The sequence below is a fragment of the Prosthecobacter sp. genome, from assembly GCF_034366625.1.
GTDB lineage: Bacteria > Verrucomicrobiota > Verrucomicrobiia > Verrucomicrobiales > Verrucomicrobiaceae > Prosthecobacter.
The window spans coordinates 900,469-921,730 of sequence record NZ_JAXMIH010000006.1; the positions used below are offsets into that span (position 1 = coordinate 900,469).

The following is a 21,262-nucleotide window of genomic DNA, read 5'->3' on the forward strand; positions in this document are numbered from 1 at the left end:
TGGATCAGGGTTTGACCAGCCGGAAGAACAGCTTGGGGTTGACGATTTTGTTGACGCGGGACTTCTTCTTGCCGCCGCCGATGTTCACGGGCCGGGTGCTGTTGACCCAGTTCACCATGTCGGAGCTCTCCTGCAGGATCCAGCCATCGCTGGCCTCGGGCCACTCGAGCTCTACTTCGTCGGGATCCTCGGTCTCCTTCATCCCTGTCGCAGGCACTTCAACGAAGTTGGCCACCAGGGTGCGGTTCACGGCGGCGTCGAACTGATAGTCCTTGTCGGTGTTCACGCGGACGCCGCCTTCACTCCAATGGCTGAACTTGTACCCGTCGGCCTGCCCGGCGAGAGCGGTCACAGGAGCGCCGATGGCGATGCTGCCACCGCCGCTGACGACGCCTCCCGCAGCCGGAGAGGCGCTGAGATCAATGGTGACACTGCCTGAGGAATAGAAATTCGCGACCAGAGTGCGGCTCGTGTTGATGGTGAAGATGTATTTCGCATCGGTGCTGACCACGCTGCCGTTTTCTGTCCAGTTGAGGAAAGTGTAGCCTGGGTTGGCATCCGCCTGCACATCCGCGCCGTCGCCCACAGTATAACTTGGCGCGTCCGCCTCGACGAAGCCGCCTTGCGGTGGCGAGGCCAAGACGCCGATGCTCAACGCGGGAACAAAGACGGCGGTGAGGGTGCGGCTTGAGTTCACCGTGAAGGTGTAGTCCTTCAGCGTGCTGACTTCGATGCCACTTTCGGTCCATTTGGTGAACTGGTAACCGGCATTGTTGAAAGCGTGCAGCGTGACGCTGGCTCCGGGTGCGTGATTGCCCGTGCCCGTAATGCTGCCGCCGGCGAGCGGCGAGGCGGCGGCGCTGATCACGAATGATCCTTCCGGACCGCCGCCGACGGGCTGGAAATGCGCCACCAGCGTGCGGTTCGCCGTCGCGCTGAACGTGTGGGATGGAACCGCGCAGACAGGAACGCCGCCTTCGGTCCAGTTCACAAAGGTGTAACCGGCGTCCGGCGTCACCGTCACCGTGACGCTGCTGCCGTCCGCCACGGTGCCGCCGCCTGCCGCCGTGCCGCCCGGCCCCGCGCTCACACTGATGGTGCGCGTGACGCCTATGACGGCGAAGTGGGCCACCAAATCGCGATCCGAGGCCGCGTTGAAGGTGAAGCTCGCTGTGTTGCTCACCACCAGGCCACCCTCGGTCCATTGCGTGAAGGTATAACCCGCATTGGCGGTCGCCGTCACCGTGACACTCGCGCCCTCATTGACGATGCCGTCGCCGCTTGTTGTGCCGCCGATGGCAGGCACTGCACTGGTGCCGATCAAGTAGGTCGGCACGAAGTTGGCGATCAGCGAATGATTCACATCCATTGCCAGCGTGTGGCTGGTGTTGGTGCTGACGATTTTGCCGTTGTCCGTCCAGTTGAGGAAGGCGAAGCCGGGAACGGCTGCGGCTGTCACCGTCGCGTTCGCACCGACGTCGTAGGAGCCGTCGCCGGTCGTCGTGCCTGCGCCGACGGGAGAGACAACGGTGTCCAGCAGACTCGCAGGAGGCAGCGCGGCACCGGCGGCGGCGATGACGAGCGTGTAGTTCTTCGACACATCGGGATTGACGCCGTCACTGGCGGTGATCTTGAACTGAAACTCGCCGCTGGCCGTCGGTGTGCCGGAAAGCACGCCCGTGACTTCGTTGAAAGTCATGCCTGGAGGCAGATTGCCTTCCTGAAGGGCGGTGAACGGATTCACGCCTTCAATGACGACCGTGCGGGCCACGAAGACTGTGTTGATCCTGCCTTCACCAACGTGGTCAATGAGGCCCACAGGCGCATCCACATCCACTGCGGCCATTTGCGAGCCGGTGAAGTCACCCACGACCTCAATCGTGGCCATGTCCTCGGTGACCGTCACCCACTCGCCCCCGACCATGTGGTGATTGTATGTCCTCATGCCGGTGCCATGAAGACCATCCGCATCGACGGCATCTGCCATCGCCTCGTCACTCTCCGCATCGAGCGGACCCGTGTATTTGTAGAACTCGTAGCGGCGGGTCACCACCTCGTCGCCATTGGGCAGATCTTCGGGCGCGGCAGCAAGCTCGTCATTTGCGCCGCCGCCAGGAATATTGCGCTTCTGCAAGATGCGCCACTCCACCTCGACCTCATCCGGCTCGCCATTGGCCCAGTTTTTATCGTTGGGGTCAACGGGGTCGTCAGAGACGAGATCGCGCAGCTTGACCTCCTTGTTGTTGTGCGTGGTGGTCTTGATCTCCTTCACCCACACGGCTTTGCCGAATTGCTTCACCGGCGGCACGGGCGGCACCGGCGGGGCGATGACGGCCTGCACCCGCGCAGGAGCCGGATTGCCAACGACAGGCGGATAATACGTGAAGGTCGGGGTCGAGACCTGCACCGCGCCGCCATGCACCAAAACGCCAGCGCCATTGTCGATGAGCCAGTTGTACTTCACCACAGACGCCGACACGCGATAACCGACGCCAAAATGCTCGCCGCCGAAGTTCACGCTCGGATTGGTGAACATGTGGCCGTTGGTCGGATTGATCGGGCCGCTGGGGATCGCGGTGTAGGCCGCCCAGGAGCCGTCCGCGTTCTTTTTGCTCTCCCAGCGGATGCGGCACTTCGGATGGCCGACGATGCTGTCATCCTGCTCGATCCTCGGCGCACCGTAATGGTTGTAATTGTAGGTGTAGGTGATGTCCGTGCTGCGGCAGTCCTCGATCTCGATCTCAAAGCCGTGGCACTCGTGCCCGGTGTCGTTGACGGTGTCGAAGTTGTTGATGCTGCCGTAGGCGATGCTGGCCTGGGCGCCTTGCGGCAGAGCCACGAAGGCCAGGACGAAAAGGGCGAGGGCGATGTGCTTGAGAAGGCGGGTTGCGTTCATGAGGCGCATATCGCCACATTCCCCGGCAAGGGTCACGTTATCGTTTGGTAATGAATCGCTGAGCCTCAAAAAAAACGGGACCGGCGGATTGTCCGCCGGTCCCGCCAAACCACCGCATGGGATTCAGCCGAACGAGTCGGCGAAGATATTGTCCGCCCAATGAAACATCTGCTGCATGCCGTCGGAAGTCGGCTGCGCAGCCTCGGCGAAGGATGCTTCGACACGCTTCATGGCTTTGGTGGCGGGATCGTATTGGAACGAGGCCGTGAGCCATGCGGCCGTAGTGGCGGTGATCGGGCTGAAGCAGGCAGAACTGGTGACCGGGCTCGGATCGGGTGCCTCGCCGTTGAAGGCGCGGATGATTGCGTTGGCACAGACTTTGGCCTGCGAGTTGGCCATGTGCCCGGATTTGGGCTGGCCGGTGCCCTGGGAGTCGCCGAGAATGTGGATGTCCGGATAGATGGTGGAGGCGTAGCTGAGCGGATTGACCAGCGCCCATTTGCCGGTGGGATCATTGACGAGGCCGGCGTTCGTCACGATCTGGCCCGCACGTTGATTCGGGATGACGTTGAGAACCGCGCTCTTGAACGTGCCCTGCGAGGTCACGATGGATTTCGCCGAAGAATCGACGCTCACGACGGCGGCGTTCGGGATGTAGGTGAGGACGCCTTTGTAGGTCTTGCTGAAGGCGTTGCCAAAGTTCACCGGCTCAGCCTGGATGGATGCATTCGCATCGAGCACGATGATTTTTGCGCCGCTCTTTTTGCGCTTCAGGTAGTCGGCCACCGAACAAGCGCGCTCATACGGCCCAGGCGGGCAGCGATAGGGCGACTTCGGGATGGTCATCACAAAAGTCTGGCCCTTCGTCATCGCGGAAAGCTGATTCTTCAGCAGCAGCGTCTGTGATCCGGCCTTCCACGCGTGCGGCGTGAGGGTGGCGTTGTAGTTGCCCGCCGGATTGATGAACTCGATGCCCGGAGCAAGCACCAGCTTGTCATACGAGTAGGCAAAGTAGTCATTGCCAATCTTGACCGTGACTTCTCTCGCCACGGGATCGACTGAGAGGGCCTCACCTTGGGCGAAGTTCACGCCGCGTTTTGTTTGCAGGTTCGTGTAGCCGAGCTGGATGCGGCTCATCGGCAGTGCGCCGGTGACGACCAAGTTCGAGAGGATGCAGGCGTAATGGCTGGCATCTCGATCAATCAAGGTGACGTCAATGTTGCCGCCCCAGAGCTTGAGATACTTCGCCACGGTGGCACCACCAAAGCCTCCACCGATGACGAGCACATGTGGAGCGGTCGTGGCCGCGCTGACGGCCTTGGGCAGTGCCCAGGATGCCGAGGCGAGCCCGGCCATTTTGATAAAGTCTCTGCGATTTGGGTTCATACGAATGTCATGAGTAAAAGGGTGGTAACGACGGTGGAGGAAGAATCACTTGTCGAGCACCTCGGAGCCTGCAGGGGGCAGCGTGGCGAGATAATTCGCGATGAGGCGGAGTTGCTCCGGCGTGAAGGCCCGGGCCTGGAGATCCATGATGTTTTCAGGGCGGCGCCGGCTCATTTCGAGCAGCGTCTTGTACATGTCGGTGGCGCTCTTGCCGCTGATGGATTCGAAGCCAGACACGGCCTGCCCATTTGTGCCGTGGCATTGGGAGCACATGGAGGAGAGCAGTTGTCCGGGGGGTGGTGCCGCCATGAGGCCGGTGGCGGCGAGTGCCGCACCAACAGCGAGTGCCGGGCGCAGCGTGGTGCTGATTGGATGACGCGATTTCATGGTGGTCATGGTTGAGTCTGTGTGGCGTAGGATCTGAGGATCAGTCGCCACATTTGTTGTGGCGCTTTACAAGCCGGATTTCGCCACATTCTCTGTCCCGGATCACGTTATCGTTTGGTAATGAAGTGGTAATCGAGTGCCTGCGGGCATAAACGATGCAGAATCCGCCTGCAAAGCGCCATGCACCTCCTGCTCGTCGAAGATGACACCGAACTCGCCCGCCAGACCAGCCTCTGGCTGCGTGAGGCCGGTCACACCTGCACTTGGCGGGAGAAAGGCGGCGCGGCGCTTATTGCGCTGGGCACAGAGTCTTTTGACGCGGTGATCCTCGATGTGGGCCTGCCGGACATGGACGGCTTCACGGTCGTCGAGCAGATGCGTGCGCGTGGATTCGGCCTGCCGGTGCTGTTTCTCACCGCACGCGACAACGTGACCGACCGCGTGCGCGGCCTGAAGGCCGGTGGCGATGATTATGTGACAAAACCCTTCGCTGTAGAGGAGTTGCTGGCGCGCTTGGAGGCACTTCAGCGTCGTGCCATGGGCAGTGCCGCCGCTCCGGCCACACGCCATCTCGGCCAATGGACGCTTGATCCGATCAAACGCCGCCTGCGCCACGGGAACGAGACCGTGGAACTGCAGCCACGCGAGTGGACGCTGCTGGAAGTGCTGCTGGCCAACGAGGGCCGCGTCCTGACAAAAAAATTCCTGCTCGAAAAAGTCTGGGACATCCAGTTTGATCCTGGCACGAATGTCGTGGATGCCATGATCTGCCGTCTGCGCCGGAAGATCGACACACCTGGGCAGCCGTCCCAACTGCAAACCGTCCGAGGCAAAGGCTATGTTCTCCAAGCTGTTCCCTGAGCACCTCCCGTCCACCTGGCGGCTGGGATTGCTGCTGACCGTGCTCATGGCATGCAGCACCGCGCTGTGCATCACCGTGGCGGGCTGGGCGATGAAACAAAACCTCAGCAGCATCGCCCGCGCGGTGGTGCTCGACGATTTGGGCGAGTACGCCGTGCTCTACAATCGCAGCGGCCTCAAGGAGATCACAGACGTGTTCGCCGCCGGCGGGCATGAGGAAAGCCAGGCCGTGCGCATCACCAGCCCGCAGGGTCTGGCGATTTTCGAGCAGATTCCCACTGCGGTGGCCGGTTACCAATGGCCGGATCACGCACCGGCCCGGATGAAGCCGTCAGAGACGCTGCTCGTCACGATCCAGCACCCGGCGAGGGATCAGCAGCTCCTCGCTGGCTGCCAGGTGCTCAATGATGGCAACATCCTCTGGTTCGGCCGCACGGATGCCGAAGATCTCGCCTATGTGGAGCACATCCGCGGCCATCTATGGCTCGCGGGCCTCGCATCGACGGCGTTCATGCTCGTGCCCTTGTGGTGGTTCGTGCGTCATGTGCTGCGTCCTGTCCAGGACATGATGAAAAGCACATGCAAGCTGGCCGAAGGCCGCACGGATGCGCGGCTCGTCGCTCCGGACGCCGTGCCGGAGCTGCAAGCCTTTGCCTCCGCCTTCAATGCCGGCCTCGACCGCATCGACGGCCTCACCGCCGAACTGCAAAGTGCCAACGACAACCTCGCGCACGAGCTGCGCACACCGCTCGCGCGCATTCGTGGCAATCTCGAGATCTACCATGACCACACCGAAAACGCCACCGCACGCGATGCCGCCGCGCGCGGCCTGGAGGAGATCGACCGCGCCGCCGATCTTGTACAAACGATCCTCACCACCCGCGCGGGCGAGCACAAAGCTCTCAAGCTCCACCTTGAAATCATCGACCTGCGCGAGCTGCTCGCGCATTTGCATGAGCTCTACAAAGCCGCTGCCGAGGAGCGCGGCCTGACGCTCACCCTTGATGCGCCCGCTTCTCACTGGGTGCTGCTGGACCGCCAGCGCATCAATCAAGCCGTCGCCAACCTGCTCGACAACGCCTTCGCCTACACGCCGCGTGGCGGCACCGTCACGCTCGCACTCGCCGCGAATGGCGACCAGGCGCGCATCCTCGTGCGCGACACCGGCCCCGGTCTCAGCGCTGCCGATTTGACCTCCATCTGGCAGCGTTTCACACGCGGCAGCGCCGCCAGTGCCAACACACCCGGCATGGGCCTCGGTCTCAGTCTCGTGCATGCCATCATACATACCCACGGCGGCCAGACCGGCTGCCGCAACCGCGAGGAAGGCGGCGCCGAGTTCTGGATCGATCTCCCCGCAGGCGATCCGCTGCACGCCGCGAACGCGGTGTGATCCTCAGCGCAAAAACACCGTCTTCCCACCCATCACAGTCCGCAGCGGCTTGATGGCTTTGATTTCGTTCTCGGCGCAGGTCAGATAATCGCGATCAATCACAACGAAATCGGCCAGCTTGCCTTTTTCGAGCGAGCCGAGGCGTTTCTCATCAAAACTCAGCCACGCGGCCCAGGTGGTGATGGTGCGCAGCGCATCGAGACGTGAGAGCTTCTGATGTTCTCCGTGAATCTGACCCAGATCATCTTTGCGGCTCACGGCGATGTAGAGCATGAGGAAGGGATTGAAGCTGTTCATGCAGTGATCGGGATCAAAACCGATCATGTGGTCGCTGTTGATCGCCACGGGCACGCCGGCCTTCACCCAGGAACCGAGGCCGAGGAAGCGCTCTGCCCACGATGGGCCGTAAATCTTCGCGATGAAGTCGGCGTCGCGAAAATACAGGTAGCTCTGCGTATCGACGCCGACATTGAGCTTTTTGGCCAACACGGTCATTTCGTCGGAGGGGAAGTAGCAGTGAATGAGATTGAAGCGGCGGTCGATCATGCTGGGCTGCTGCTGGCTCACGGCCTCCACGGCACGCAGCACTTCCATCGCGCCACCGTCGCCGGTGACGTGGGCGCTGATCGGCCAGCCGAGCTTGTTGGCCGCACCGAAGATCTCGCGCATCTGCTCCGACGTGTAGCTGTGCGTGCCTTCGTAGTAAGGGTCGGTGTTGCGATAGAAGGCCGTGCGTTTTTCGCCGTGGGGTTCGCTCAACCACGTCGTGCCCCAATGAATGCCGCCATCGACGGTGATCTTGAGGCAGGAGGCGCGGACCATGTCATCGCCTTCGCCGAACTGGAGACCGAGTTTCTTCACATAACTCTCCACACCGGCGGCATCCTTGGCCGAGAAGCGAAACGTACCGCGCACGCGGGTGGTCAGCTCGTGTTTGGCGCTCAAATCACGAAACAGATCGAAACCCGCGCGATCCGTCGCCCGCTCGAAGATGCTGGTGATGCCGACGGAGTTATAGATGCCGTGCAGTTCCTTGAGTTTGGCCCGCAATTGATCCTCGGACGGTGTCGGCGGCTGCGGCATGAGCGCGCGCAGGGGTGCCTGGCCGCCACGTATCAAAACAGGCCGGCCATTTTCAAATATCACGTCGCCACCGGCCACTTTGCTCTTCTCATCGACGACTCCGAGCAGCTTCCAACCGGCGGAGTTCAGCACCGATTTCGTTACGGAGACAAACAGCACCGGATGTTGTGTCGTGGCGGCATCGAGCTCCTCCGGCGTGGGGAAACGCCGCTCTTTGAGTCGTGTGATCTCGTTGCGTGGCACTTCGATCCACGTTCCGGGCGCTTGTTTCGCGGCCTTGGCTTTGATCCAAGCCTGGATGCCGGGGATGTCGTAAAGTTCTTGATACTCGCCGGCAAAGCTCGCGCGCGCGGCGCCGATGCTGTGGCAGTGCGTTTCGATCAAACCGGGCAACACCATCTCGCCGCCGAGATCGACCGCTGAACCGCCAAGCTGTTTGATTTCGTCGTTGGTGCCGACCGCGACGATTTTGCCATCTTCGACCGCCATGGCCTCGGCGATGCGCTCTTGCGCGTCGAGCGTGACGATCTTGCCGTTCAGGTAGAGCGTGGGAGCCGCTGCGGCGAATGCTTGGAACGCCAGCAGGGCGTAGATCGGTTTCATGAGCAGAGAAACCGGCAAAGCGTGCTTCTCTTTCAGCGGGTGGCTGCTAACGATTTGCGCATGTCTTCCTCCCGCCGCTGGAAATCCACCGCCCTGCGCCTCTGGCGCGTGGCGTTGCTGGTGGCGGTGGTGTTTGCGATCCGGCGCTCGCATCAGCCGGTGGCGGTGGAGCTTACCGTGGAGCGGATTCGCGACTTCTTTCCCACTGCGGCCGATTTGACACCGCAAAACGGCATGCAGGTGGTGAAGGACGAATCCGGCATCACGCTCGGACATGTGATGCAAACTTCGCCGGAGGCGGATGACATCATCGGTTACTCCGGGCCAACGAACACACTGATCGCGCTCGACTCACGCGGCAAGGTGCTCGGCCTGCGCATCCTGCACAGCAACGACACGACGGATCATGTGGCCGAGGTGGTGGGCGAACGAGCGTTCTTCAAGCAGTTCACCAACAAAAAGGCTGCCGAGATGGCAAACATGCACGTGGACGCCGTTTCAGGCGCGACTTTGACGAGCAGCGCAATTGCGGAAGGTGTTCTGCGGCGTCTGGGCAAAAGCGCGACGACTTCACTGCGTTTTCCAGACGCGATCACGCTCGATGAAGTGAAGAAACTGGAGCCACGGGCCGCGAAGCTGCGTGAGTCAAAGACGCATCCGGGTTCGCAGGAGATTCTTGATGCTAAAGATCAAGTGATCGCGCTGGCGGTGCGCACAGCCCCGAGTTCGGATGGCGTGGTCGGCTACAAGGGGCCGAGCGACACCTTCATGCTGATGAATGCGACAGGTTCGACGCTGCGAGGCATCGCGTTGCGGCGCAGCTACGACAACGAAGTTTATGTCGGTTACGTCACGGGTGATGCGGCATTTTTGAAGACTTTCGACGGCATGACGGTGGAACAGATCGCGAACATCGACTTTGCCAATGCGGGTGTGGAAGGTGTTTCAGGTGCGACGCAGACGAGTTTTGGCGTGGCGGAGGGCGTGCGCGTGCGGGCACAGTCGCTCCTCAAAGAGAAGGAGGCGAAGCGCAGTTGGTGGAGCCTGATTCGCTGGCGCTGGCAGGACTCGGGGCATGTGGTCATTCTCCTGGCAGCGTTCGTGATGGCGTTCACTCCGTTGCGCGGTCGTGCGTGGTGCCGGCATCTGCATCACGCATTGCTCGTGATCTACGGCGGCTTCATGGCGGGTGAAATGCTCTCGCAAGGGCTGCTCGCCGGCTGGGCGGCACATGGCACACCATGGCGTAATGTGCACGGACTGGTGCTGCTCGCGGCGGTGGCGCTGCTGGGGCCGGTTTTCACCAGCAAGCAGCTCTACTGCCATCACATCTGCCCGCATGGCGCGTTGCAGCAGCTTTTGGCAAAGCGGCTGCCATTTCAATGGTCGCCACCGCATGGGGTGGAGGTTGTTTTGTCGAAGCTGCCGTTCGTGCTGCTGGCGTTCGTGTTGTTGAGCGTGGCTTTTGCCCTGCCGGTGGATTTGAACGCGCTGGAGCCGTTTGATGCGTATCTGTTCCGCGTCGCGGGCTGGGCCAGCATTGTGATCGCCATCGTGGGATTGCTGTGGTCCTTGGTCACGCCGCTGGCGTATTGCCGCTACGGTTGTCCGACAGGCGCGTTGTTCAAGCTGCTGCGCTTCACTGGTGACGCGGATCGCTTTGGCGCACGCGACTGGCTGGGCGCGATGTGTGTGGTATTCGTTCTTCTCTTTGCCCACGGCTGAAAACAGGCTACCAACAAGCATTCATGCCCATCATCTCCACTTTAGAGTCCAAGTTCGGTCGTTTCGCGATTCCAGGCCTCGTGCAGGTCATCGCGATGTTTCAATTGCTGGTGCTGTTCATGGTCATGGTCATGTCGCCGGAGGGAGCGACGGCGTATTTGATGTTTCTCGACCTCAATCCAACGCGGGTGATGCAGGGCGAGGTGTGGCGGCTGGTCACGCATGTGTTCATCCCGGGGAATTTCTCGCTCATCTGGGCGCTGATCGGCACGCTGTTCATGATGTGGATCGGACGCGGGCTGGAAGCGGCCTGGGGCGCGTTCCGGGTGAATCTCTACATTTTCGGCTGGATGTTCGTCGTCACGCTCGGTGCGCTGGTGTTTGGCTGGCCTGCGCCGGGATTGTTTCTCTACCAGACGCTGCTGTTCGCCTTTGCGACGCTGTTCCCGAACGAGGAGATCATGATTTACTTCATCCTGCCGATCAAAATGAAGTGGCTGGCGTTTTTGAGCGCGGGGATGACCGCGTTTCTCGTGGTGCGCGATCCTTCGCTGTTCCTGCCAGTGCTGGCGTGTCACTTGAATTACCTTGTGGTGTTCGGACCCGGCTTTGTGAGCGAAAGCGCGCGTCAGGCGCGTGTTTCGGCGCGTCGTGGCCGCTATGAGTCCGCGAAACTTCCGCAGGGCACGTTTTTCCATCAATGCTCGGTATGCAAAAAGACGGAACTGGATGACTCGCATCTGGATTTCCGGGTGCTGGACTCCGGCGATGAGATTTGCAGCGAATGCCGGGCGAAACAGGCGGGAGGATGAGCGCCATGGCCGACAAGCTCGCCGACGAATTCCTGGAGTTCATGGAGGTGGAGCGCCGTTCGTCGGAGCGCACGCTGACGAACTACAAGCTGGCGCTGCGACAGTTCCGCGAGTGGCGGGAGCCTTTCAAAGGCTGGAGCGAACTCACGGCGGATGACTTCCGTGCCTATTTGTTCGAGCTGATGAAGAAGGAACGCGGCCGGGCGACGATCCGGCTGCAATTCGCGGCGATGCGCAGTTTTTTCAAATGGCTGACGCGTCGCCGTGGCTGGAAGACGAATCCGCTACTGGAGGTGCAACTGCCGAAGCGCGAGAAAAATCTGCCGGTGGTGCTCACGGTGGCGCAGATCGAACAAATGCTGACGCTGCCGCTGACGCAGGAAAAATCAAAACGCGACGCGGTGTGGGCACCGGAACGTGACGCGGCGATTTTGGAGATGTTTTACAGCACGGGCATGCGCTTGAGCGAGCTGACGGCGCTGAACGTGGAGGACATCGACACCTACACCGAAACGGTGCGTGTCTTCGGCAAAGGGAAGAAGGAGCGGCTCTGTCCCGTGGGCAGCAAGGCACTGGAGGCGGTGCAGCGCTATCGTGCGAAGGCCGGCGTGCATGATGGGGCGTTGTTTCGCAGCAAGCTGGGCACGCGCATCACCACGCAGGCGGTGGACGATGTGGTGAGCAAATACTGGCGTGCCTCAGGCCTGCCAGTGCATCTCACGCCACACAAGTTCCGCCACAGCTTCGCCACGCATCTGCTGAACAACGGCGCTGATCTGCGCAGCGTGCAGGAGCTGCTGGGCCATGCGAGCCTTTCGACGACGCAGATCTACACACACGTCTCGACGCAGCGGATGAAGGAGGTGTATGAGGCCTCGCATCCGAGGGCGTGAGTCTGAGTTGATGGTGAATGGTTGATAGTTGATGGCCAGAATTTCACCCTGCGGGACGCATGCTCTCAGCATCAGGCTATCAACCATCAACTCTCAACCATCAACGCTGCGGCTCACTTCACCTTCACCCATTCAGCGATGGGCTGATGCGTGTGCGCCGGGGCCGTGTCGGCGACTGTGAAGGTGATGCAGAGGCTCTGCGGGCCTTTGGCCTCGGGAATGCTGGCTTTGAGGACGTTGATCTTGGTGAGGTCACGCGCCTGCGCGTCGATCTTCTCCGGTACCGGCGGCTTGGCGCTGGTAAAGGTGGCTCCGGCGGGCGAGACGATGGTGGCGAGGAGTGTCTTGCCACCCTTGGTGAGTTTGGCCGAGGTTCCCTCTGCGGCGATCTCCGCATCGGTCTGCATGCTCCAGGTCAGCGTCTTGCTGTTCTTCACCTGAAGATCGTCCTGAATGACGAGATACGGCGTCGCTCCGCGCACGACCATCACGCCGCGATGCACGTCCTTCGCGTCTTTTGAATAAGCCTTCGTCATGTCGATCACCGCCACGCCACGCTCAGGAGTGGAGGCGCTGAGAAGCACTCCGGCCCGGGCTTCCAGGTCCTGGTTGTCATCGAACATCAGTGTGTTCTGGCCTGCGGTGCCGGCGAGATAGTAGCCAAACCGTTTCGTGCGATCCGCACCTGGTTTGACTTCATACCCCGAAACGCGGTCACCCTCCATGCCGAGTTCGATCCCCCAGCGCTGGCCGCCCGCTTCGAGCACGAAGCTGCCAATGTCGAGCTGGGCCGTGTGGTCCTCGTTTTCACCGCCTTTGACGGCGATGAAGTAATCCGTCTTCTCCCAGCCGGAGCGGGAGGTGGCCACGAAGCCGCCGGGCAGAGCGTAGTCGAGCGTGTCCGCCGTGCCATCACCTGCGGCGTGCGGGTTGTAGTAAAGGAAATTGCCGGCCAACGGGCCGAAATAGTTGGATGAAACGGGCTGCTTGGCAACGGCTGCAACGGCGCGAATGCCGGGATTGCCATGGTTGCCACAGAGCCAGGTGGCGATCCAGGGACGTGTGGAGGCGGCACTCTTGCTGTCGCCAAAATTGAAAGTCTGGCCGCTGGGACCGATCAGATGCATGCGTGCGATGCCGAACTGCGGGATGCCTTCCAGCAGGCTGAGACCGAGATCACGACCTGCGGCGGATTTGAGGGTATGCGAGAGCATGGCGATGTAATCCATGACATCTTCACCAGCCTGCAGGCCCTCTGGCCATACCCCGGCGGGGGCGAAACGGGTGATGCCCTTGCCAAAGATCTTCGCGCCCGCATCTGCGGCCTTTTTGGCAACGGCAGGCTCCTCATCCACCAGAGCGATAGCGGCGATGAGCAGGGCGGTGGCGGCGGCCATCTGTTTGCCGTCGGGCGGCAGTTTGCTGTTGTCCACTTTGGGCGCGGCTTTCTTGGGGGCAGCCTTGCCTTTAGATTCCGTCTGGCCACCAGACAGGCCTTTGGCGGTGTCGGGGATTTCCTCGCCTTCGAGGTGCGCCACGAGCGCGTCGATGCCTTTCTCGGCGAGGTAGGTGCGCACGGTGGTGGCCTGCTCCGCGTTGAGCGCACTGCGGAACCAGTCATAGCCCAGGGCGGTGGCCACGACCATGTCGGTCACATTGTCGATGAGATCGGGGTGCCAGTCGCGGAAGGAGGTCTTGTCCGTGAGGGCAAGAACTTCCTGTTTGCCCTTGTCCTGCCATTTCAAATCCCCATCGCAATACGCCAGCGCCCCGACCAGACCGATGCGGTAGATGGCCTTCGGACCCTCGCCACCGGTGTCGCCGTTGATGCGGGTGAGACCGGGATCCTGCAGCAGGTCTTCGCCAGAGGCCTTGAGCGCCTCCATCATCTTTGCCAGCACCGGATCGGCGGCGATCTGTGCCTTCAGCGCGGCCCAGCCCGCGGCGTTGTGAATCAACCGCGGGCGCACCTTGGCGATGCCGCTGAGGTAATCATTCGCGGCGGGTGCCTTGAAAGTGGACGCGGGGATGACTTTGATCGGCGGGCGTGGCGGCGCGGGTTTGCTGGCCACCACCTTGGCACCACCCTTCGGTGTGGCAGCGGGAGGCGTGGCCGCAGGCGGTGTTCCAGCCGGCGTGGCAGGCATCGCAACCGCCGGAGCGGCGGCGGGCGCGGCCTGCATGGCGGCGTAGCGTGCCTTGGCGTATTCAAAATCCGCCGGGCTCAGCGTCGCGATGGGCACGTCGAATTCACGGCCGTCCTTCATCTTGAGCTTCAGTGTCTTTGCCACCGCATCGACGGAGACGAGCGTAGCCTCAATCTGCTTGCCGGCGGTGTTGGTCCACGGGCGATATTCTTCGGCGAGCTGGGCCTGGGCACAGGTGAGGGCAAGCAGGCCGGTGGCGACGAGGGAGCGGAAACGCAGAACAGTTTTCATGGTGGGGTCGGTTTGCTGCTAAAGCAGCCTTTGGTGGCCTGATGGTCAAGCCTAAACGCAGACCGAAGGGCCGTGCTTGGCAGAAACTTCCATGCTCAAAAAATGAGCCCGCCTAGGTCCCGCTCATCAGCACAAGCCTGAAACGCCCGTCATAACGGCCTCCCGCGTGGCGGTTGCAGCAGTGCAGGCAGGCGGTGGGACGGCGGAACTTGCGCACGCGCTGAACCGTGGTCTGGCACGCCGGGCATGTGTAAGCCAGCTTGCGTTCGATCTCGTTGCGCGGCAGCGGCAGACGGTGATGCGCCTTCTCGCCCGAAATACCGAGATCTGCACACGCCAGACGCCATTCGTGACCATGCGGCTCGATGCGGCGGCGACCGCTGCGGTGATAGGCGATCAAATGCGCCAGCTCGTGCTTCAACGTGCGGTCCACCTGGCCTTCAAACTCACGCAGACGCGGATTCAGCTCAATGGCCCAGCTCGGGTAGCGCGCGTAGCCCGCCGTGCTGCGCAGCCGCGCATTCCACGTCACGGTGACGAGCTTCGCACCGCCGGGAAGCTCCAGCGCCAGCAGCATCGCCCGCGTCTGTTCTTCCAACACGGCATCACGACCATCCAGCACGGCCTCCTCCGTAGGCGCAGGTGCTTCCTCAGGCTCCAGCTCACGTACCGTGCGGAACGGCATCCAGCGTGGAAGCGCTGAGAAATCGAAGCTGAGTTGGGAGAGATCGAGCATGGGTTACTTCTGCTTTTTCACCTGCACCTTGTGCTCCTGCTGTCCTAACGCGTAAAGCATGTCAGGAGCCACGGATTCGAGAATGAAAACATTCGCGCCAATCGTGCTGCGCGCGCCGATGACCGTGTCGCCGCCGACAATCGTCGCATTCGCATACACCGTGACGTGATCTTCGAGCGTGGGATGGCGCTTCTTGCCACGCAAGGCCTGCCCGGCGGCCAGCGAGCGTGCCACGAGGCCCACGCCTTGATAAAGTTTGACGTGATTGCCCAGCGTCGCCGTCTCGCCGATCACCACACCGGTGCCGTGGTCGATGAAGAAATGCGTGCCGATCTCCGCGCCGGGATGGATGTCGATGCCCGTGCGGCCATGCGCCCACTCCGTCATCATGCGCGGGATGAGCGGCACGTTTTCTTTGAAAAGCACATGTGCCGTGCGCTGGATGGCGATCGCCTCCAGCCCCGGATACGCGAGAATGATCTCCTCAAAGCCGCGTGCCGCCGGATCACCCTCGAACGCGGCCTCCACGTCGGTTTGCAGCAGCGCCCGCACCTGCGGCAGCGCCAGCATGAAACGGCACACGAGGCCCTCGCTCTCCGTGGGAGCAATGTCGCCGTTCAACCGCACGGTGCGGCGCACTTCGACGTTCAACCGCTGGCGGATGCCCGCGACGAGCTCGTGCGTCATGAGCTGAAGCTCGTCCGATGACACGGCTTCTTCGGAAAAGAAGCCAGGAAACAAGAGGTGCAGCAGATCCTCGCACAACGACGCAATCGCCTGCTTCGACGGCAGGTTCCCGCAATCGACGTGGTTGATCCCTCCGACCTCGTGATACGAGGCCATGAGGCTTTTGACGATCTCATCCTGGCGGCAGTCCATCTTCCGTGAGCGATACAGTGCTACGCGGTGGATTCAAGCGAGGCATCACACAAACCTTGGTTGCGTTCGTGTGCAGTTGTTCGTAACCAAGCCGCGCCTTGTGAATAACATGCTTCCGTCCCTCAACCAGCTCAAACTTCCCGACCCCTGGCAGCACCAGGCGGTGAATTTGTTGCGGGCGGGCACGGATGTGGTCGTCAGCGCTCCGACTGGGGCAGGGAAGACGTACATCTTTGAGCTGCTACACCAAGGGCGGCATTTGCCAGGCCCTGCGATCTACACCGTGCCGACGCGGGCGCTGGCGAATGACAAATACGCCGAGTGGAAAGAAGCGAAGTGGAATGTGGGCATCGCCACGGGTGACATCGCGGAGAATGTCGATGCGCCAGTCGTGGTGGCGACGCTGGAAACGCAGCTCGAACGCCTCGTGCGCGGCATCGGACCGGCGCTGCTCGTGATCGACGAGTATCAGATGATCTCGGATCACTCTCGCGGTGCGAACTACGAAGCGGCCATCGCACTGGCACCGGCGGACACTCGTTTGCTGCTGCTCAGCGGCTCCGTGGCGAATCCCCAGGACGTGGTGGCTTGGCTGCGTGGGCTGAATCGCCAAGCCGAGGTCGTCTTGACGAAGGAACGGCCCGTGCCGCTCGAAGAAGTGCCGATGGAGACACTGCCGCAGCGTCAGCGCCAGTTTGAAAACTACTGGCCTCGCTTTGCCGCCGCCGTGATGATCGCCGATCTCGCGCCGCTGCTCATTTTCGCACCACGCCGCAAGGAAGCCGAGTCCATCGCACGTCGCCTCGCCGCAGATCTGCCGATGGGTGATCCGCTCGTGCTCACGCCGGAGCAGCGGGCCGTATGCGGCAAGGATCTGGCAACGTTGATCGAAAAACGCATCGCGTTTCATCACAGCGGCCTTTCGTATGGTGCGCGTGCGGGAGTAATCGAGCCGCTGGCAAAGGCGGGGCAGCTCCGCGTGATCGTGGCGACGATGGGACTGGCCGCTGGCATCAATTTCTCCGTGCGCAGCGTCCATGTGGCCGGCACGACCTACCATGACGGCCGCAGCGAGCACAAACTGGCTCCCGACGAGCTGCTGCAAATGTACGGCCGTGCCGGACGCCGTGGACTCGATGACAAAGGCCACGTCGTCACCAGTCGCGACAGCCCCTCGATCTTCGATGCGCGGCCCGCGCGTCTGCATCGCGGTGCCTTGCTCGCATGGCCGATTTTCCTGCGCGTGATGAAGCACGCGGCCTTGAAGCAGGAAAACCCGTTTGAGGCCGCGAAACACTTCTCCGAGCGGCTTTTCGCCAAAGTCCCGCCGCTGCTCGGTTTGGAGGACTTGGAGCCGAATGTCGCGCATCCGCAGTTGGAGAATGCCAAGGCTCTGTTCGGCCTCGAAGCGACGGAGAAGCAGATTTTGAACTCGTTTGGCGACTGGGAGCGCAAACACAAGCATGCGCTGCAACGCGTGCCTTTGAGCCGTGTGCATGCCATTCTTGGTGTTCCAGCCTTCGCGGCTAAGTTTGCGCATGGCATCGGCCGCGTCGGCAAGATCAGGCGCGAGAAAGATGTCATTTACGGCGTCGAGATCAGCCTCGGCACGCCGGAGGGAAATGACATCAAGCCCACCAAGTCGATCCGCCGCCTGCTGAAGCTGCCGCGCAAAGTAGAGACGGTGCCGCTGGAGGAAATCACAGTGCTGCATGCCGGTGATCTTGCGAACGCGATCCTCGCCAATGTTGAGGACGTGATTCAAGACGTCGCGCCCGAGTTCATCGGCACGGTGACCAAGGAGAATCTCGTGTTTGCCTGCTTCGACCTCTCGCCGGTCGAGGTGATGGCGTATGAGGACAGTCATGGACGCCTTCTCTTCTCGCCGCAGGAGCGCAGCATTGTCGTGAAGAACGAAACCGGCGTCAATACACCCGAAACGGCCACCACAGATCGCGAACCGCGTCCCGGCTCGCCGATTCATGCCTGGCGCACACTCGGCCTCATCGACGCGGACGGCGTGCCGACACGGCGCGGTGAAATCTTCAGCTTCTTCCAGCACGGCGAGGGTTTGGCCGTCGTCGCGGCGCTGGAGGACGAAAGTTATCCTGCGGACGATCTCGTGCATCACCTGGCGAACCTGCGCAGCGGTTCGAAGTTCGATCTGCCACTCGATTGCGGCTCCGAACGCCTTGCTGCCGTATGTCGCGGCACCTTTGGCTTCGTGAATCATCACGGTTACCTCGAAAGCGGCCTGCCCATCGAATACGGCGAAGGCGCGGCGGAACTGCTCGATGCCATGTTGCATCCTGAACAGCCCGGTGCTCAAGATTTGAAGGCCGACATCGCCGAGGGCGACATCTCCCGCGCCTACGTCGAATGGCTCAGCCTCCTGCGCCACATCAGCCACGCGCCGGATCATCCGTGGAAGCGCTGGGTCGCACTCAAAGAAGCCGCAAAAGCCGTTTTGAAGCACCACACCAAGACCCTGCGCCACTTTTTCCACCTCGAACTCCCACCGCTGACGAACAAGCAGAAGCATGGCAAGACACGGCATTATTTGATGGTGAAATAGATGTCTCGATCCCGGAGGGATCAAAGAAGGTAGCCAGGGGTAAGCTCGCACAGCGAGCGCCACCCCTGGAACTTGAGAAACCCTCCATTTCATCAAGGGCGCATGCCGGTGGTATGCGAGAAGCGTTCGTGTGCCGGGCGTTGTCGCTGGGTCGGCAAAAACCTCTCGCATACCTCCGGCATGCGCCCTTTGGCAGATTGGGGTGCCAACCTGATCCAGGGGTCTTCGACCCCTGGCTAATTTCTCTGATCCCTTCGGGATCGAATCACGTTGGGTGAGTTGAATCGGGACCGCTTCTTCGCAGACTGAATGCGTGTCGTCTAATATCCAACCCTCACCACGCATCGCCATCATCGGCTCCGGCGCCGTCGGTTGCTACTATGGCGGCCGGTTGGCGCAGCATGGGAACGATGTGCATTTCCTGATGCGCTCGGATTACGAGCATGTGAAGCGGCATGGGCTGAAGATTCAGAGCCATCTAGGAGACTTCGTCCTGTCGCAGGTGAACTGTCATCGCACCACGGCGGAGATCGGGCCGTGTGATCTGGTGATCATCGCGATGAAGGCGACGGCGAATGAGACATTGCTCGAACTGCTGCCGCCGCTGCTGAAACCAGACACGTTTTTGCTCACGCTGCAAAACGGCCTCGGCAGCGATGATTTCCTCGCACGACACTTTGGTTCGGAGCGTGTGTTGGGCGGCTTGTGCTTCGTGTGCATCAACCGCATCGCGCCTGGCGTGATTCATCACATCGCGCAGGGGCAGATTACGCTCGGAGAGTACAGCGGGGCTCCGCAAACGCGCACGGAAGCGCTGGCGGAGGAGTTTCGCCGTTGTGGAGTCGATTGTGTCGTCGAAGCAAGCCTCGTCATGGCGTGTTGGAAGAAACTCGTTTGGAACATTCCCTTCAACGGCCTCTCGATTGCTGCGGGTGGTAAAGACACGGCCGCTATCCTCGCGGATCCGGTCTTGGAGCAACGTGTGCGCGATTTGATGCGCGAGATTATCGTCACCGCAGGCCGGCTCGGTCACGAGATCCCGCTGGGTTTGATCGACACGATGATCGAACGCACGCGCACCATGTCTACCTACAAGCCGAGCAGCCTCATTGATTTCCTCGCAGGCAGTGAGGTCGAACTCGAAGCGATCTGGGGTGAACCAGTGCGCCGGGCGAAAGCCGCCGGGATCGAGATGCCGAGGGTGGCGGAGCTGTATCAGCAGTTGAAGCAACGCATTGCCGCTCGAACATTGGCCGCATGAGCCTCGCCCAAATTCAGAATGCCCACCCCGAAACGGCCATCGTGCTTGGTTCTGGTCTCGGCGGTGTGGCGGAGGCGTTTGGGATCGAATGCGAGGTGCCGTATGCCGAGGTGCCTGGTTTGAGTGCCTCCACGGTGCCGGGGCATGCGGGGCGCTTTGTTTTGGCGCGTCATCACGACCGGCCCATCCTCATCGCGCAAGGGCGGCGGCATTTGTATGAAGGGCTGAGCGCCGCGGAAGTCACGGCGGGCATTCGTTTCATGCACAGCCTCGGCGTGAAGCGTGTGGTGCTCACGAATGCGGCGGGAGCGATCGACGAGCACTTCCACGTCGGTGGTTTGATGCTCATCACGGATCACATCAATCTTCAGGGCACCACGCCTCTGCTCGGCGGGCCGAACTTCCATGACATGAGCGAGGTCTATTCGCGGGCATGGGCGGCAAAATTCCACGCGGCGGCGGTGGAGATCGGTTTGAAGCTGCACGCAGGTGTGTATGCCGCGCTGCTCGGCCCGCAGTATGAAACGCCCGCCGAAATCCGCATGCTGCGCACGCTCGGTGCCGACGCCGTCGGCATGTCCACCGTGCCCGAGGCGATTCAAGCCCGTGCGCTCGGCATGGAAGTGGCCGGCATCTCCATGCTCACCAACTGGGCCGCCGGATTGAAGCCTCAAACGCTGCATCACGCAGAAGTCGTCGAAGTCGGCAAGACCGCGAGCCTGTATCTGGCGAGGTTGTTGAAGGCGGTGGTGTGATTTTCTGTGTCATGAACCTTGCTGACTGCAAAGAGCGCCTCGCGATGGCTGGAGTCTTGTTTGAAGATGGTTTGAGCGAGCGCGAATTCGCCAAAATTGAGCAGGAGTACGGTTTCTGCTTCCCGGAAGACTTGAGACAGTTTCTGGCTTACGCCCTGCCCGTTTCGCAGAGCTGGGTTGATTGGCGAAACGGCGCCAAAACAGAAATTCTAGAGAGGATGCAGTGGCCCTTCGAGGGAATCTGCTTCGATATTGAGCACAACAGCTTTTGGTTAGCTGATTGGGGCGAGAAACCTGCGGTCTTGCAGGAGGCATTCGAGATTGCCCGACAAAATGTTGCCAAGGCACCCAAGTTAATTCCGATCTTCTCGCATCGCTTCATGCCAGACTTTCCTGCGGAAGCGGGGAATCCCGTGTTCTCCGTCTATCAAACAGACATCATCTACTATGGCCAGAATCTCGAAGATTACCTTCACAACGAGTTTCGTGATGCTTTTGACTTAGCATCAGGAACAACCGACGAGAATCATGACAACCTTCGATTGATCCGATTTTGGTCGGACATAGCAGGCTAAGGTC

General features: G+C 61.3%; 16 protein-coding genes. 9 read left to right on the plus strand and 7 right to left on the minus strand.

Annotated features, from left to right (window positions below; all coding sequences use genetic code 11):
* Nucleotides 1-4: 4 nt before the first annotated feature.
* The 3 genes from U1A53_RS06415 to U1A53_RS06425 all read right to left on the minus strand — a co-directional run bounded on the left by U1A53_RS06415 (nucleotide 5) and on the right by U1A53_RS06425 (nucleotide 4,669).
* A complete protein-coding gene (locus U1A53_RS06415) occupies nucleotides 5-2,896 on the minus strand; it encodes a putative Ig domain-containing protein (protein ID WP_322279733.1) in 2,892 nt (963 codons plus the stop codon).
* Between the two features lie 123 nt (nucleotides 2,897-3,019).
* Nucleotides 3,020-4,252 (minus strand): FAD/NAD(P)-binding oxidoreductase, encoded by a 1,233-nt coding sequence (locus tag U1A53_RS06420; RefSeq protein WP_322279735.1) that lies wholly within the window; start codon nucleotides 4,250-4,252, stop codon nucleotides 3,020-3,022.
* Nucleotides 4,253-4,327: 75 nt separating this feature from the next.
* A complete protein-coding gene (locus tag U1A53_RS06425; RefSeq protein ID WP_322279737.1) occupies nucleotides 4,328-4,669 on the minus strand; it encodes a hypothetical protein in 342 nt (113 codons plus the stop codon).
* A gap of 180 nt (nucleotides 4,670-4,849) precedes the next feature.
* Between U1A53_RS06425 and U1A53_RS06430 the strand changes: the two genes are divergently transcribed.
* Nucleotides 4,850-5,530, plus strand: a complete 681-nt coding sequence (locus U1A53_RS06430) for a response regulator transcription factor (protein ID WP_322279738.1) — start codon at nucleotides 4,850-4,852, stop codon at nucleotides 5,528-5,530.
* Nucleotides 5,508-6,923, plus strand: a complete 1,416-nt coding sequence (locus U1A53_RS06435) for a HAMP domain-containing sensor histidine kinase (protein WP_322279739.1) — start codon at nucleotides 5,508-5,510, stop codon at nucleotides 6,921-6,923. Before U1A53_RS06430 ends, U1A53_RS06435 begins: the two co-directional genes overlap by 23 nt.
* 3 nt (nucleotides 6,924-6,926) lie before the next feature.
* Here U1A53_RS06435 and U1A53_RS06440 read toward each other — a convergent pair whose 3' ends face one another.
* Nucleotides 6,927-8,609 carry an amidohydrolase family protein gene (locus U1A53_RS06440; protein WP_322279740.1) on the minus strand — a complete coding sequence of 561 codons (1,683 nt, stop codon included), beginning with the start codon at nucleotides 8,607-8,609 and terminating at the stop codon, nucleotides 6,927-6,929.
* Between the two features lie 60 nt (nucleotides 8,610-8,669).
* Between U1A53_RS06440 and U1A53_RS06445 the strand changes: the two genes are divergently transcribed.
* The 3 genes from U1A53_RS06445 to xerA are packed head-to-tail and all read left to right on the plus strand — an operon-like array spanning nucleotide 8,670 to nucleotide 12,039.
* Complete coding sequence (locus U1A53_RS06445; RefSeq protein ID WP_322279741.1) at nucleotides 8,670-10,334, plus strand: FMN-binding protein; 1,665 nt, start codon at nucleotides 8,670-8,672, stop codon at nucleotides 10,332-10,334.
* Nucleotides 10,335-10,357: 23 nt separating this feature from the next.
* Entirely contained in the window at nucleotides 10,358-11,146 is a 789-nt protein-coding gene (locus tag U1A53_RS06450) for a hypothetical protein (RefSeq protein ID WP_322279742.1), read from the plus strand.
* 5 nt (nucleotides 11,147-11,151) lie between these two features.
* A complete protein-coding gene (xerA, locus tag U1A53_RS06455; RefSeq protein ID WP_322279743.1) occupies nucleotides 11,152-12,039 on the plus strand; it encodes a site-specific tyrosine recombinase/integron integrase in 888 nt (295 codons plus the stop codon).
* 113 nt (nucleotides 12,040-12,152) lie between these two features.
* On the opposite strand, the gene U1A53_RS06460 is transcribed toward xerA, so the two are convergent.
* The 3 genes from U1A53_RS06460 to U1A53_RS06470 all read right to left on the minus strand — a co-directional run bounded on the left by U1A53_RS06460 (nucleotide 12,153) and on the right by U1A53_RS06470 (nucleotide 16,092).
* Entirely contained in the window at nucleotides 12,153-14,477 is a 2,325-nt protein-coding gene (locus U1A53_RS06460; RefSeq protein ID WP_322279744.1) for a heparinase II/III family protein, read from the minus strand.
* Between the two features lie 112 nt (nucleotides 14,478-14,589).
* On the minus strand, nucleotides 14,590-15,213 hold the full coding sequence (locus U1A53_RS06465; RefSeq protein ID WP_322279745.1) for a SprT family zinc-dependent metalloprotease: 624 nt from the start codon (nucleotides 15,211-15,213) through the stop codon (nucleotides 14,590-14,592).
* 3 nt (nucleotides 15,214-15,216) lie between these two features.
* Complete coding sequence (locus tag U1A53_RS06470; RefSeq protein ID WP_322279746.1) at nucleotides 15,217-16,092, minus strand: serine acetyltransferase; 876 nt, start codon at nucleotides 16,090-16,092, stop codon at nucleotides 15,217-15,219.
* A 109-nt stretch (nucleotides 16,093-16,201) separates the two neighbouring features.
* On the opposite strand from U1A53_RS06470, the gene U1A53_RS06475 reads away from it, so the two are divergent.
* The 4 genes from U1A53_RS06475 (at nucleotide 16,202) to U1A53_RS06490 (ending at nucleotide 21,258) form a co-directional block, all read left to right on the plus strand.
* Nucleotides 16,202-18,667 (plus strand): DEAD/DEAH box helicase, encoded by a 2,466-nt coding sequence (locus tag U1A53_RS06475; RefSeq protein WP_322279747.1) that lies wholly within the window; start codon nucleotides 16,202-16,204, stop codon nucleotides 18,665-18,667.
* Nucleotides 18,668-18,980: 313 nt separating this feature from the next.
* Nucleotides 18,981-19,928 (plus strand): 2-dehydropantoate 2-reductase, encoded by a 948-nt coding sequence (locus U1A53_RS06480; RefSeq protein WP_322279749.1) that lies wholly within the window; start codon nucleotides 18,981-18,983, stop codon nucleotides 19,926-19,928.
* Complete coding sequence (locus tag U1A53_RS06485; RefSeq protein WP_322279750.1) at nucleotides 19,925-20,683, plus strand: purine-nucleoside phosphorylase; 759 nt, start codon at nucleotides 19,925-19,927, stop codon at nucleotides 20,681-20,683. The genes U1A53_RS06480 and U1A53_RS06485 overlap by 4 nt, the downstream gene beginning before the upstream one ends.
* An 11-nt stretch (nucleotides 20,684-20,694) precedes the next feature.
* Entirely contained in the window at nucleotides 20,695-21,258 is a 564-nt protein-coding gene (locus U1A53_RS06490) for a hypothetical protein (RefSeq protein WP_322279751.1), read from the plus strand.
* Nucleotides 21,259-21,262: the final 4 nt, after the last annotated feature.

Coding starts and splice junctions, on each gene's coding strand:
- U1A53_RS06415 (WP_322279733.1), bottom strand. CDS start 2,896: ATGAACGCAACCCGCCTTCTCAAGCACATCGCCCTCGCCCTTTTCGTC.
- U1A53_RS06420 (WP_322279735.1), bottom strand. CDS start 4,252: ATGGCCGGGCTCGCCTCGGCATCCTGGGCACTGCCCAAGGCCGTCAGC.
- U1A53_RS06425 (WP_322279737.1), bottom strand. CDS start 4,669: ATGAAATCGCGTCATCCAATCAGCACCACGCTGCGCCCGGCACTCGCT.
- U1A53_RS06430 (WP_322279738.1), top strand. CDS start 4,850: ATGCACCTCCTGCTCGTCGAAGATGACACCGAACTCGCCCGCCAGACC.
- U1A53_RS06435 (WP_322279739.1), top strand. CDS start 5,508: ATGTTCTCCAAGCTGTTCCCTGAGCACCTCCCGTCCACCTGGCGGCTG.
- U1A53_RS06440 (WP_322279740.1), bottom strand. CDS start 8,609: ATGAAACCGATCTACGCCCTGCTGGCGTTCCAAGCATTCGCCGCAGCG.
- U1A53_RS06445 (WP_322279741.1), top strand. CDS start 8,670: ATGTCTTCCTCCCGCCGCTGGAAATCCACCGCCCTGCGCCTCTGGCGC.
- U1A53_RS06450 (WP_322279742.1), top strand. CDS start 10,358: ATGCCCATCATCTCCACTTTAGAGTCCAAGTTCGGTCGTTTCGCGATT.
- xerA (WP_322279743.1), top strand. CDS start 11,152: ATGGCCGACAAGCTCGCCGACGAATTCCTGGAGTTCATGGAGGTGGAG.
- U1A53_RS06460 (WP_322279744.1), bottom strand. CDS start 14,477: ATGAAAACTGTTCTGCGTTTCCGCTCCCTCGTCGCCACCGGCCTGCTT.
- U1A53_RS06465 (WP_322279745.1), bottom strand. CDS start 15,213: ATGCTCGATCTCTCCCAACTCAGCTTCGATTTCTCAGCGCTTCCACGC.
- U1A53_RS06470 (WP_322279746.1), bottom strand. CDS start 16,092: ATGGACTGCCGCCAGGATGAGATCGTCAAAAGCCTCATGGCCTCGTAT.
- U1A53_RS06475 (WP_322279747.1), top strand. CDS start 16,202: ATGCTTCCGTCCCTCAACCAGCTCAAACTTCCCGACCCCTGGCAGCAC.
- U1A53_RS06485 (WP_322279750.1), top strand. CDS start 19,925: ATGAGCCTCGCCCAAATTCAGAATGCCCACCCCGAAACGGCCATCGTG.
- U1A53_RS06490 (WP_322279751.1), top strand. CDS start 20,695: ATGAACCTTGCTGACTGCAAAGAGCGCCTCGCGATGGCTGGAGTCTTG.